Here is a 12594-nt window from a genome sequence, read left to right as displayed (position 1 = left end):
TTAACTGATTTTATTTTTAATTAACTGATTTTTTTTCTTTAAAATTAGATGGACAACTATGAAATTAGGAATCCAGCTTAACCACGCGACAATTTGATATGCAATTAGAAAACGTCCAAAAAAGAAGATAAGAATAGGTAACCACAAACGTAAAGTTACCGCTCCGAAGGTACCCGCATAACTGTACATCATGTATTTTTTATGTGACTCAATATTTCCTTCTTTTATTTTCAAATATCCTATATAAGTTATTATAGTCCAAAGCAACGCTCCTATTGAAAAGCCTAATATTGTTGAAATACCACCAGAGGCAAAAAAAGCAATATAAAACCCAGCTGGACCACTAATTAATATAGCAATTACATATACTTTACCAATAAATTTATGTAGCTTGGTGTACTTTCTTCTTATTTTCTTACTAAACTGTAGCCATCCAATTAAGAGTGCAATACCACCTAAAGTAATGTGTGTATAGAATGAGATATTATAAATAGGACTATTTAATAATGCTGGAGATTTAGACAACAGCAGTGCAACGGACTTGCCATTTATTAAATATTTGATTGGATAGAGGCTAATTAACACACATAAGCTTCCAAATATAACCCAACTAAACTTCTTCATTTTGATTTATTCTAATTTTTTGGGCAAAACTAAATAGAGCAAAGCAACTATAATAATGTTAAACCAAGGAAGGTGTATATGCCTTTATTTTAGGTGAGAAGAGGATATAACAGGTACAAAAAGTATAGTATTTGGTACGAAAATCAGATTTTAAAAAGTTGATTTTTATAGTTTTTTGAAACTGGTAATTCCTTTTGAGTTATAAAAATCGTTTTGGAATCTTTCCAAGATATAAAATGAGATGGGTTAATTAAATGTGATCGATGAATTTGGATTAAAAAATTATAATTGGATTTAATTCTTTTTAATGAACTGCGGATTAATTTAGATTTTAAATTATAATTATCTAAAAAATAAATCTCTACATAATTCTGCTCATTTGAAATACAGACTAAATCAGACTGTTTAATTTTTAATACATCTAATTTATTATCACCAATAATAGTTATTTCATCTTCTTTTGTTGGAATTAATTTTAAAGCATACCAACGTATAAATAATAATAAAGGTGTTAGAATTAAAATTATATTAGTAATTATACTAGTAAGATATTGAATAAAACCATATGTACCCTGAATGACTGAACTCCTGTAATAAGCGTAACTTACTAGTATGAATAAACTGTAGAATAAAATATAAACACTTATTTCAAGAAAAGCGCTCCATTTTTGTAATTTTTTATAGATGATATTTTGATAGTAACTTACAATAAGATATGTAAAAAATGTAATAAAGCTGTACCCAACACTTACATAAATCCATTTTTGAGTGTCCATGGTGCCATGCTCAAAAGGTTTTGAGAAAAATGCAAATAAAAAGCACCAAATTGAAATAAAGGCCCCAATAAATGTATTATGTTTTATGGATGTATTTAAAGTATTCATATCATAGAATGTAAAAGGAAAGATATCAATTGACTGAGTAATTTGAATCAAAAATAAGAAATCAGGATATAATTATTCAGTGTTTTTGTTTACAATATCTTAAATAATGGGCTTTTATTCAAGACGGGGTATAATGAAGCACAACGTGTTTGTGTATACTTTGTTGCGTTGGTTTAGCGTAAATTTAGCAAATAAATACTGAATAGAAAATCCGCGAGGATTTTCGTAAGTTGGCTAAAAGAAAGCAATAAAATATACACGTTGTTGTGTAACGTTTTTTATTCAGTCTTATAATGTAAAAGTCCTTTTTCATAAAGCATATTTTTAAATTCTTTCGTATTTGAGTTTACTTTTTTAGTTGAGATTCCATTTCCAATTCCATAAATAAATGGACCAGGTCTATTACTCCAACCTTTTCCGAATTTTTTAGGTGGAAATCCAGCTATTCTTCCAGAAACTAGAATACGATTTTCAGTAGTTATTCTTTCCACAAATAGATCAACACAAGGATAAATTTCATTCTCATTTATATAAACTTTTTCCGCAATTAATTCAATCACGTTTTTCTTTCCAGATGCTTTTATTTTTTCAGAAAACCTCCATTCAAAGTCAAAATCATTAGGAAGTTTTTCTCCAGAATGAAGTTCAGCATAATGTTTTAATTCAGCTAAAGTTTTTTCAATATGTATCTTGAATTCCTTGAGTTTCATTGGTAATGTTACACAACGTGTTTGTATATGGAAAGTTGCGATTTTTGTGAACGGCGATTTTCCGAAGGAAAATTGTTGTAAGCAAAATAGCAACTTATTTCTGTTAGCATAAAGTTAGCAATTTTTTATACACGTTGTTGTGTGTAGTATTTTATTTCGTAAATACTGTTCCAAATATTATTATCATAATTCCAATCACAGAAAACAAGTAATCAGCGTCTCTCAGTTTCCGACCATCTTTCGGATCTATACTTTTACGGTCTAATCGCATTGTTGTAACAATAAAATTATCTCCATATTTATATTGGTTTATTAAATTCAGAATGTAGCTGGTTAGAACTGTAAGAGGTAAAGCTTTCAGCCATACCAAGTGATTTCCATTTACTGCTTGTAATTCAGGTAAATCTTTGAAGGAAAAATAAATAACCAATTGAGCTACTCCAATAATTCCCCAAATAAGTAATATTTTTTTGTTCCAAAACCGTTTGTGAAAAATATCAAAAATCAGAAAAGTGAATATAAATGGAATAGTAAAATAAAATTCAGATATAAATTCTCTATTGTACAAATCTAAGAAGTAAATTAACCAAACAATAAGGTTAATTCCGAGATAACTAAAAAGTAAAATCCAATCTATTTTCTTCAATTCAGAGTTCAGTTTATATTACACACAACGTGTTTGTGTTATGAAAAGTTGCGTTTTTTGTGAACGAGGAATTTCCGAAGGAAATTCAGACGTAACAAAAATGCAACTGCCTTTGATTAAGCACTAAATTACGCAATTTTTTATACACGTTGTTACCCAACGTTTTTTTTATTTAGCTTAATTTTATAAGGAAAAATTATTTTTAACTTTTTTAATACTCCGATTTCAGTTATTAATTCATATTCTTTCCCAACATTGGTTTTTATTCTTATTTTTTCAATATTCTCATTATTGTTTTTTCTTTCTATTATTCTATTTATTTTCCATTTTGGCAATTCAATAATTTCTCCGTTTTTTTTAAAAAGTATTTTATTCTCTTCTAAAATCAAGATTGTTTCAGAATAAGTTTTTAATTCACTCATTTTAAAACCAAAAACTATAACTAAAATTGAAATAAGAAATGATATGTAAAAATTTTTACTTATTAATTTAAAATAAAAAATTAATTTCATTTCAAATGGTAAATAAGTTCGTGCAAAAAGAATTATAACAATTGATAGTCCAAATAGAAATCCAACAATAGTGATTAAAACTCCAACTTTGGTTAAGCACTAATTTAGCAATTTTTTTTATACGGTGTTGTAGGTAGTTTTTATTCAATAATCTTTGTTTTTTCTTTTTTCAAATCAGATGAGAATTTAAATTCAAAGTTTTGCTCTTTTTCTATATTTTTCAGGTCAAAGCTAAATACGGTAAATTCATATTTTGAATTATTTTCTTTTTTTAACTCCGTGTAATCTTGCAATTTCCTTTTTCTCAAGTTGGCATATAATTCAGATACTTTTTTATTTGATTGTGAAATTTCTACTGCTTTTTTTATTCGGATAATTTCAGCGAGTAAATCTGATTCAAACTTTTTCTTTGAATTTGAATATCCATTAGAATCTAAATAATTCCAAATTTTATTGTTATGAATTTCAACACTATCAACTAAACTTTCAATAAATGAATCTCCTGCAATTCCCTTTATTTTAAATGGCCATTCTTTTTCAATTATTTTTTCCGCATTTTGATTTACAAAGTTGCCAATACTGAAAAGAGTCCAAATTTCGAGTGTGTCATTTTGTTTCTCAATTTGTGCTAAAGTCAAATTAGAAATCAGTAAAATTAATATGTTCGTTAGTATTTTCATTTAATTACCTACAACGTTGTTGTATATGGTTTGTTGCGTGTTTTAAGCAACTATTTTAGTAAATAATTACTGACCAAGAAAGTCCGCGAAGACTTGCCTAAGTAGGCTAGAACTAGCAATAAATTTTATACGGTGTTGCATGTAGTTTCTTATTCATTTTTTATTTTTATTACTAAAACATCTTTCTTGTCACCTGTTTTTATCTCGTTGTTTAATCTCCCCGTAAATCGACCAATACCTATTATATTATTATCAAATTTAGAAACATTTATTTCCCATAAATCAACACTACCATTATTAGACAAGATATGTTTGTCTATGATTTTTCCTTTCTGATTAAACTTCAATAATATATTTCCTGAACCACCTTTTGTTTTATATTTTTTTCGATTTATTTGAATACCCTTATAAAACGTACCAGATAAAAAGATATTATCTTTTTCATCTATACCTATTGAATGACCATACCCATACCCATTTGTTGAAAAATTACGAAACCATTCCATATTTCCTTTTTCCGTAAATTTGACCAAGTACATAGAGTAGTCTTTGTTCGAAATAGTAGGGTATTTTATGTTGTTAATTGTAATTGCTCCGCTTTGATATCCAGTAAGATAGATGCTCCCCAATCTATCAACATTCATATCCCAAATTTCGTGATTAGAATCTTCACCGTAAGTTTTAATCCAACTAAAATTACCTTTATTATTAATTTTAGCAAAATATTGTGTCAAATAGCCTGTAGATAAAATCAATCTTGAATCATAGAAGACAGAATCACTTACAACACCAGAGATATAAATTTTATTGTTGTCTAAAGAAATATCATCTATATCGTCATCTTCATTTCCTCCTATTGTTTTTCCAAAGATTATTCTGCCTTCAGTGGTGAATTTCATTATAAAACCATCAATTCCTCCATGTGATTTTAAAATAACATTATCTACCTTGATTGTGTCACTTAATCTGCCAACTAAATAAATATTATTAGAACTATCTACTTTTACTTCATGTGCATCATCCATTCTATAACTACCAAGAACTTTGAACCAAATTAAGACACCTAGTCTATTGTATTTTGCAATGAAAACATCTGCATTTCCTTTTGCTTTAATTTTAGTTTGGTCAATTTTAATCTCTTCATAAAAGTTGCCAACTACAATTATATCTTGATTGTTATCGACAGTAATAGAGTTTCCTGATTCATCAGAGTTACCAGAAATTGTTTTTACCCATTGAAATTTTCCGTTTTTGTCATATTTTGAAATGAAACAGTCGTCGTCATCTTCTGATTCTATAGTTTGTATACCTGAAAAAGATAGTTTTCCTGAGAAATTTCCAGTTGTATAGACATTACCTAAATTATCACTGGTTATAGAAAATCCATTAGCTTTTGAATTTATATCCCCAGCTTGTTCAATCCAAATTACTTTTTTGTCAGCCCTGCATGATGACAATATAGTTATTATTATAAAAAGGTATAATAGTGTAATGGTTTTCATAAAATTACATGCTACGTTTTGGTATAAGCTTTGTTGCGTTTTAGGTATGCTAAAAATAAGCAAATTATTAAACAACTTTGTGCCTGCGTATTTTTCCGAAGGAAAAATTTAGCAGCAATAAAGTTTATACAGTGTTATAGGTAGTAATTTATTCAGATAATTCAAGTCCTTTTTTTACTTTAATTCCGATTTCAATAATTTCTTTAGGCGATTTAAATTCAATTATTTCTCCTGTATATTGATATCCTTTTTTTGGTCCAGAAGTTCCTCCGTTTTTTGTTAAACTAACATTAAAAATTCCATTATTTCTATCTATGGAAACATATTTTGAATTCCTCATTTGAGCTTTAATAGTTTTAAATCCAGTTGCTTTAATAAATTCCTCTCCAGCTTTTTGAAAGTCATAACTTTCAACTCCACTTTTTGATAAATTCAAATGTTTTAAAACTAATTCAGATAATTCAATTTCTCCAATTTCTTTAGAAACAGAACTTATATTTTCAGTATGAATTCCACCTCCTTCTTTTAAAGTGTCTATTGTTACAATAATATATTTTTCAGGATATTCATAAATTCCAACTCTGTCAAAATGTTTCAATTTGCGCTATTTTTTTTATTACCTACAACGTTTTTGTGTATGTTTCACTTGCGTGGTTTATGCATTAAATTTAGCAAATAATTACTGAATGGAAAATCCGCGAGGATTTTCCAAAGTAGGTTTTTAAAAGCAATTGAATATACACGTTGTTACCATACGTTTTTTGTCCTATTTAATTTCCTTCTTGTACAGTTTTAATAACAATAGTTTTCGCCCATAAATCTCCAATTCTTTGATTTTTTTCAGTGTTTTTTATTAATAAATATCCAATAGGAGAAAAGTCTAAAGAATCTAAAAAATGTCTTTTAAAGGATTCTCCAAAAGTTAGTTTTCGTTCTTCTCCGTCAATTGGAATTGGTTTTAAACCAATAATCAAATTACCAATAGTTGCTCCAACAGTACATTCCATTCCAACTATTACTAAAAACCAAAATATAATTGGAATAAATGCAGGAGCGCCACTTATAGAGTAGCTTCCATCACTATTTTGTTCTCCAATTGTTATGAAAAGAATTACTAAAAATCCATACACAATTATAAAATCGATTAATCCAGCAACAAACCTGTTACCAATATTAGCTTCTGTTTTTATTTTTGTAATCTGTTTTAATTCGTTCATTTAATAGTCTGTTGCAATTATAAGGTTTGGATTTTCTCCAACATCTATTTTTCTATGATTCACAAAAGCTCCACATTCTAAAATTGCATTGAACAATTCAGGAACATTTTCTTTTAAGTATTTTCCGTTTTTAATCTGTAAAATTGTCAATTCATTAGATAGCTCATCAATACAGTCAATCCAAGCATTCATATTTTTTCCATAATAGTCTGGAAAGTGCATTTCTTTTTTAAATTCAGCGTGAAATGTTTTCCAGTTTTTTAATCTTTTTCCTCTAATTATGAATTTTTGCATTTCGTTTTTAAATGTATGGTAACGTGTTTGTTTATGGAAAGTTGCGATTTTGTGAACGAGGAATTTCCGAAGGAAATTCAGAAGTTTGCAAAAAAGCAACAAACTTAAAGTTTAGCTAAAAATAGCAATTTTTTATAAACGGTGTTGTAGCTAGTTTTTTTTCATACAATTTAAAACTAAGCTATCTATTTTCTTTTCAAATTCCTTATTTTTTTTAAAGTCATTCAATTTATTCAAACTGTCTTTTGAACTTAAAATGAATTCACTATAAGAGTACATAATTTCATTTGAATTATTAAAATATTTTTGTCCTCCACCTCCTGACCAAACTCCGAATTTTTCAGTTTTAGGAGGGTTTTCATAGTCGTCCCAAAACATATAATTGTACAAAGCTAATAGTTCAGACTTTTTCCCATTTTTATCTATTGAGTAATATTTATGATTTATATAACCGTATTTAAGTTCTCCTTGATAGAGTAAAATTCCACTTTCTGGTATTTTAATCTGTTCTCTATTTTTATAAAATTCCACTTCCTGACCACAAGGCATATTCGAAACTATTATGGCTTTCCCTTTGAAATTTTCAGGAAAAATAAAATCTAATTTTTGAGCAGTAGCTGTTCCAATTATTCCTGTAATAAATATGAACAAATTCATAATTGGATACCAAATTATTAAAGGTGTAAAAAACCAAAGAAGTTTTGATTTTAAATTTTTATTTGAACGAAATAAAATTAAAGAACCAACTAAAAAAGTAGGAATTCCAAAAATTAAAAAATATGGATTTAGACAAATTATAAATGATAAAATAATTAATCCAATTCCGATTTTTGATTTCATAGTTTTTTCAGCCCTTAATTAGCTACAACGTGTTTGTGTATGATTTAGTTGCGTTGTTTTAGCATTAAAGTTAGCAAATAATTACTGAATGGAAAATCCGAGAGGATTTTCCAAAGTAGGCAATAAGTTAGCAATTGAATATACACGTTGTTACAAGCTGGCTTTTCTCCATTTAAACAATAAATCTTTTTTTCTGTCATCAAAGTCGTGTATTTTAAATTCAGTCACATCTTCAATTCTATAAACAACTTTTCCTTCGTCTTCTCCCATTTTGCCTACGCAATGTAGAACAAAATCAGATTCAGTTGCTCTTGTTACATAACCTGAATAATAACTATTGTTTATTTCTAAACTTACAATAATCTCACTATTTTCAGATAATTGCTTAATCAATTCCGTTTGCCAATCTTCGGTTCTATTCAGTTTCAATTTGAAACCAGGTTGTTTGTCAATTATGTCTGAATATTCAATTAAACATTCCATTGCTTTTGCATAATCATCGTTAAAATCAACGTTTTGAATTCCTGCAACTTGAAGTGTTATAATTCCGTCTTTTTTTCCATGATTAGTATAGTGCTGGAACAAAACTAAATCTTCATTGAAATCAATAACGTAACCCATTAAAAATCCGTTATCTTCTCCATATTGCCAAATTCCAATTAATTCTTTTTCGGACTTTGACTTATTTAGTATTTCAAATATTATGCTTTCTTCCATTTCGTTTTCAGCTTGCTTGTAACGTGTTTGTATATGGTTTGTTGCGTGGTTTAGCACGTAATTTAGCAAATAAAAACCGAATAGAAAATCCGCGAGGATTTTCGTAAGTAGGCGAGAACCAAGCAATAAATTATATACGGTGTTACCTGCTGGCTTTTATTTTTTCAAATTCCGTTTTTAATTCCGTTTTATATTTTTCCACTTCTTTTGATGTATATGTGCAACAAAATCCGTTTTGTATTTTCCAAGTTCTAAATTTATAATTCCGACCATTTGATTCAAATTCCGATTCTGTCATTCGAGTAAATCCTTTTTCGGTTTCGTCAGAGTTTAAATAGATTCCAGAATCCATTTTCATATCTGTTTCCCGCAGGTTTTCATTAAAGTCAGATGACGTTAAAAGAATTCCGTTCTTTGGTATTTCTATTTTTTTATTCCAAGTCAAAGCTGATATAGATAAATCTTTCGAGTTTTCAACTCCATAAATTATGGTTACATAACTTTTTTCAAATTCTGTTGGTATAATGAGTGTTTTTGTCCGATTGAACTTATAGCCATAAAACACAATTACTAATAAAGCTAAAGCTAATTGAGTAAGAAATATCTTCTTATAATTCTTCAACCATTTTTTTAGTCCAAAGTCAATTGCAAAAAGTATAATTCCACCAACAATTAAGGTTAAAACAATAAAAAATCCCCAACCTAAATTTCTTTCCTTGATTACAATGAATATCGCATAAATTATAGACGATATTGATAAAATCAGAAATGGTGTTATTTTTTTCAGCGTGTTGTTCATTCAGCTTGCAGGTAACGTTTTAGTGCTTATGCTTAGTTGCGTTTTGTTAAGCTAAAAGTAAATAAAAAATTACCAAAATTGGCTGTGTGCGAGTTTTTTCCAAAGGAAAAAACGGTTAAGCAATTAAGTATACACATTGTTATAAACTGGTTTTTAATTCCTGAATTTTATTTGAAATTCCTGATGTATTAATTCCATTAATGTTTATTTGATTTTCATTAAATTTTAAAATATGGTACACAAATTCTTCATTGTCATCGAAATTTAAAACAAGAAAAAAATTCTTTTCTTTTTCTCCTAAATACCAATATCCAGTTGTTTCTTTATTTTTTAAGTATTTGGTTTTTAAAATTCTATTAGTTTTAACTTTGTCATAGTATATAGAATTTCCGTTTGCATGAAATTTATTAGAAAATTCAAAATTTATATCTCCGTTTATAGAATTGAATTTTTTATTTATTAGTTTTCCTTCAATCTCCTTCTTTTCTAGATTCAGTTTTTTTTCTAAACTCAAAGGAATGAATACTTCTGTTAAATTTTGTTCAGGGTAATATATTTCTAAAGAATCTTTCTCAAATAGTTTATAATCAAATTCAAATTTTGAATCTATTATAATAGTTTTCTTTTTATAATCAACTAAGAATTTTTTTGTTGAATCTTTTGGTATTGCAAAATGGTATCTTTCTAGTTTATTAAAGTCCATTATTGAATTTTTAGAAAAATAAGAAAATCCATTTTCAGATGTTAACGCTTTATTTCTCGATTGTATCCATACATTTTTAGGTTCTTTCTTTTGACAAGAAATAATTCCAAATAATAAGATTATTAGAAAATAGCTTCTTTTCATAACTTGTTTATAACGTGTTTGTGTATGCTTTGTTGCGACGGTTTAGCGTAAATTTAGCAAATAAATACTGAATAGAAAATCCGCGAGGATTTTCGTAAGTTGGCTAAAAGCAAGCAATAAAATATACACGTTGTTGGCAACAGTTTTTTATTTATTCAATTTTCATTTCAAATATCAGATAATGTTTTATTCCATATTTATCTCCCCATTTCAAAACGTCTCCATTATTAATTCCACCTACAAAAGAGCGTAAAGTTCCATCATATTCATACATTAAAGCATTTGATAATAAATAAAACTTTTTTCCAAATGATACTTTTTCCTTATTAGAGTCAATTAAATCTGTAAAATGGTAATTATTTGAATTTATGGCTTTAAAATTTTTCGTGATTTTAACTCTTGGTGTTTTAAAAACCATTTTCAAATTTTTCTTTTTCGAGAGTTTAGAAATTACATTAATCTCTAAAATTGTGTCATTTATTTCTTTCCAATCTTCAAATGGAAATGTTTTAGAGTTTAAGATTTCACTTTCAGATTTTACTTTTCCTTTCCAAATTTCCTTTACAGTCAATACGTATTTTTTACCAACTAATTTTTCGCCACTAAATTTTATCTTTAAATAGTTGATATTTTCAAAATCCAAAAGTTCTTGAATATCTGAATTAATTAAAACTTCTTCCATTGTTATATTAATATCTTTATTCTGACTAAATGTGATTGAAGTCAATAAAAATATAAAATATAGAATGTTTTTCATTTTTCGTTTTTAATTGTTGCCAACGTGTTTGTGTTATGAAAAGTTGCGTTTTTTGTGAACGAGGAATTTCCGAAGGAAATTCAGAAGTTTGCAAAAAAGCAACTAATTTTGATTAAGCTAAAAGTAGCAATTTTTTATACACGTTGTTAGCCACTTTGCTTTATTTTAGTTTTAACAAAAACTTTTCCGTTTAAAGGAGTTGTGATAGTGTTTACGTAAGGGTCTTCATATTCAATTTTTTGTAACTCAAAAATTAATTTAGCATTAACTCTTCCTTTGTATTTTAAAGGGATATCCTCAACTATTCCAAAAAGCATTTTTTCTCCACCTTCACAACGTGTTTCAATATTATGATTTTTTGGAATAAATTCTAATTCAAACTCTAATTCACCACTTTCATTAAAAAATTTCCAAATTCCAGTTTTATAGTAGTAAAAAACCTGTTCAAGTCCACCCATTCCACAATCTTCATATTTTCCAATTTTGTATTGTCCTTCAGTAAGTAAAATTCCTTTTTCATTAAATTTTTTCCAATTTCCAAACTTTAGATTTGAAACCTCACCTTTACCAACTGCTACTTTTCCAATACTTAAAGTTTTTCCTTTCTTGATTTCAATTAATGTATCTTTTTCTGGAAATCCATTTTTAAGATTTCCATAAAGATTTTCATTTAAAATATAGAATTGTTTTTTTGTTAACTTGTTAACTGAACAACTTAATATTAAAAATAAAAACAAAATGTACTTGGCTGTTTTCATTTTGGTATTGTGGCTAACGTGTTTGTATAAGATTAGTTGCGTTGTTTAAGCACCTAATTTAGCAAATACAAACTGAATAGAAAATCCGCGAGGATTTTCGTAAGTAAGCTTGCACTAGCAATTAATTTTATACGGTGTTGTACACTGGCTTTTATTTTTTTATTGTTTTTGTCCGTCTCTCAATAAACCAAATTATTAAAATTGAAATAATTAAAGGGAAAATTAAATAAACCAAAATGTTTTTAATATCGACAGGACTAATTCCTTTCATATTTGGATTAAATACATATCTGTCAATTATAAAATAAGTTGTCAGCAATATTATTATTGATAGAATTACAATTAATATGAATCGAAATGTTTTCATTTAATCTGCTATATATTCAAATATTATTTTTGGGGTTACAGATTCCGATTCTGTTTTTTGTTTGAAAATCTCTAGTTTTTTATTGTATCTAATTGTCAAAGTGTCAAAACTTTTCCACTCAAAATTGACATCTTTTGGTTTTATGAATCCAGCACTTGCGACAAAGATTGATTCAAGTTCAATATTTTCATCGTAATTGCAATTAGTTGCGTAAATATGAATTGACCTATTCGCAGTTGCATTTCCAGTCATTTCGGTCATTTTTACTTTACGTAAACCTTCGTAATCGCATTCTACTTTTAATTCCGTTTCTGTTGGTTCGTCAAAAATTTCAAAATTTGCCAAAAAAACGAAATATCCGATTATGGATATTATTCCGAGTAATAAAATTCCAATTAGTAACTTTTTTATCAATTTGAGTTCGTTTTTCAGCTTGTGTA

Annotated in this window: 17 protein-coding genes; all 17 read right to left on the bottom strand. The window is 27.4% G+C overall.

Annotation, left to right across the window (positions count from 1 at the left end; translation table 11 throughout):
- On the bottom strand, positions 1-624 hold the full coding sequence (locus ACFOWD_RS00335) for a DUF2306 domain-containing protein (protein ID WP_377407159.1): 624 nt from the start codon (positions 622-624) through the stop codon (positions 1-3).
- A gap of 143 nt (positions 625-767) precedes the next feature.
- Complete coding sequence (locus ACFOWD_RS00330; RefSeq protein ID WP_377407157.1) at positions 768-1508, bottom strand: LytTR family transcriptional regulator DNA-binding domain-containing protein; 741 nt, start codon at positions 1506-1508, stop codon at positions 768-770.
- A gap of 278 nt (positions 1509-1786) precedes the next feature.
- Positions 1787-2218 (bottom strand): hypothetical protein, encoded by a 432-nt coding sequence (locus ACFOWD_RS00325; protein WP_377407155.1) that lies wholly within the window; start codon positions 2216-2218, stop codon positions 1787-1789.
- Between the two features lie 151 nt (positions 2219-2369).
- Complete coding sequence (locus ACFOWD_RS00320; RefSeq protein WP_377407153.1) at positions 2370-2864, bottom strand: hypothetical protein; 495 nt, start codon at positions 2862-2864, stop codon at positions 2370-2372.
- Positions 2865-3016: 152 nt separating this feature from the next.
- Positions 3017-3286, bottom strand: coding sequence for a hypothetical protein (locus ACFOWD_RS00315; RefSeq protein ID WP_377407151.1), 270 nt, complete (start codon positions 3284-3286; stop codon positions 3017-3019).
- Positions 3287-3516: 230 nt separating this feature from the next.
- Positions 3517-4014, bottom strand: a complete 498-nt coding sequence (locus ACFOWD_RS00310) for a hypothetical protein (RefSeq protein WP_377407149.1) — start codon at positions 4012-4014, stop codon at positions 3517-3519.
- A gap of 191 nt (positions 4015-4205) precedes the next feature.
- Entirely contained in the window at positions 4206-5513 is a 1308-nt protein-coding gene (locus ACFOWD_RS00305; RefSeq protein WP_377407147.1) for an SBBP repeat-containing protein, read from the bottom strand.
- A gap of 193 nt (positions 5514-5706) precedes the next feature.
- The gene (locus tag ACFOWD_RS00300; RefSeq protein ID WP_377407145.1) at positions 5707-6156 is read right to left on the bottom strand and encodes a hypothetical protein; all 450 of its coding nucleotides are present in this window, start codon (positions 6154-6156) and stop codon (positions 5707-5709) included.
- Between the two features lie 172 nt (positions 6157-6328).
- Positions 6329-6775: an RDD family protein gene (locus ACFOWD_RS00295; RefSeq protein ID WP_377407143.1), complete on the bottom strand. Its 447-nt coding sequence runs from the start codon at positions 6773-6775 to the stop codon at positions 6329-6331.
- Positions 6776-7069, bottom strand: a complete 294-nt coding sequence (locus ACFOWD_RS00290; protein ID WP_377407141.1) for a barstar family protein — start codon at positions 7067-7069, stop codon at positions 6776-6778.
- A gap of 150 nt (positions 7070-7219) precedes the next feature.
- Positions 7220-7909 carry a DUF6843 domain-containing protein gene (locus ACFOWD_RS00285; protein WP_377407139.1) on the bottom strand — a complete coding sequence of 230 codons (690 nt, stop codon included), beginning with the start codon at positions 7907-7909 and terminating at the stop codon, positions 7220-7222.
- Between the two features lie 150 nt (positions 7910-8059).
- Positions 8060-8683 (bottom strand): hypothetical protein, encoded by a 624-nt coding sequence (locus ACFOWD_RS00280; protein ID WP_377407137.1) that lies wholly within the window; start codon positions 8681-8683, stop codon positions 8060-8062.
- Positions 8684-8768: 85 nt separating this feature from the next.
- Positions 8769-9425, bottom strand: a complete 657-nt coding sequence (locus tag ACFOWD_RS00275) for a hypothetical protein (RefSeq protein ID WP_377407135.1) — start codon at positions 9423-9425, stop codon at positions 8769-8771.
- A gap of 139 nt (positions 9426-9564) precedes the next feature.
- Positions 9565-10272: a hypothetical protein gene (locus ACFOWD_RS00270; RefSeq protein WP_377407133.1), complete on the bottom strand. Its 708-nt coding sequence runs from the start codon at positions 10270-10272 to the stop codon at positions 9565-9567.
- Between the two features lie 151 nt (positions 10273-10423).
- Positions 10424-11029, bottom strand: coding sequence for a hypothetical protein (locus tag ACFOWD_RS00265; RefSeq protein WP_377407131.1), 606 nt, complete (start codon positions 11027-11029; stop codon positions 10424-10426).
- A gap of 146 nt (positions 11030-11175) precedes the next feature.
- Complete coding sequence (locus ACFOWD_RS00260; RefSeq protein WP_377407129.1) at positions 11176-11787, bottom strand: hypothetical protein; 612 nt, start codon at positions 11785-11787, stop codon at positions 11176-11178.
- A gap of 367 nt (positions 11788-12154) precedes the next feature.
- Positions 12155-12594 (bottom strand): hypothetical protein (locus tag ACFOWD_RS00255; RefSeq protein ID WP_377407127.1); only part of this gene is annotated, 440 nt, incomplete at its 5' end.

The organism is Polaribacter marinivivus, from assembly GCF_042651285.1.
Classification (GTDB): domain Bacteria; phylum Bacteroidota; class Bacteroidia; order Flavobacteriales; family Flavobacteriaceae; genus Polaribacter; species Polaribacter marinivivus.
Note: the sequence above shows the minus strand (reverse complement) of the source record. Positions and strands in the feature narration are given on the sequence as shown.

Coding starts and splice junctions, on each gene's coding strand:
- ACFOWD_RS00265 (WP_377407131.1), bottom strand. CDS start 11,029: ATGAAAAACATTCTATATTTTATATTTTTATTGACTTCAATCACATTT.
- ACFOWD_RS00325 (WP_377407155.1), bottom strand. CDS start 2,218: ATGAAACTCAAGGAATTCAAGATACATATTGAAAAAACTTTAGCTGAA.
- ACFOWD_RS00285 (WP_377407139.1), bottom strand. CDS start 7,909: ATGAAATCAAAAATCGGAATTGGATTAATTATTTTATCATTTATAATT.
- ACFOWD_RS00260 (WP_377407129.1), bottom strand. CDS start 11,787: ATGAAAACAGCCAAGTACATTTTGTTTTTATTTTTAATATTAAGTTGT.
- ACFOWD_RS00295 (WP_377407143.1), bottom strand. CDS start 6,775: ATGAACGAATTAAAACAGATTACAAAAATAAAAACAGAAGCTAATATT.
- ACFOWD_RS00270 (WP_377407133.1), bottom strand. CDS start 10,272: ATGAAAAGAAGCTATTTTCTAATAATCTTATTATTTGGAATTATTTCT.
- ACFOWD_RS00290 (WP_377407141.1), bottom strand. CDS start 7,069: ATGCAAAAATTCATAATTAGAGGAAAAAGATTAAAAAACTGGAAAACA.
- ACFOWD_RS00275 (WP_377407135.1), bottom strand. CDS start 9,425: ATGAACAACACGCTGAAAAAAATAACACCATTTCTGATTTTATCAATA.
- ACFOWD_RS00335 (WP_377407159.1), bottom strand. CDS start 624: ATGAAGAAGTTTAGTTGGGTTATATTTGGAAGCTTATGTGTGTTAATT.
- ACFOWD_RS00330 (WP_377407157.1), bottom strand. CDS start 1,508: ATGAATACTTTAAATACATCCATAAAACATAATACATTTATTGGGGCC.
- ACFOWD_RS00315 (WP_377407151.1), bottom strand. CDS start 3,286: ATGAGTGAATTAAAAACTTATTCTGAAACAATCTTGATTTTAGAAGAG.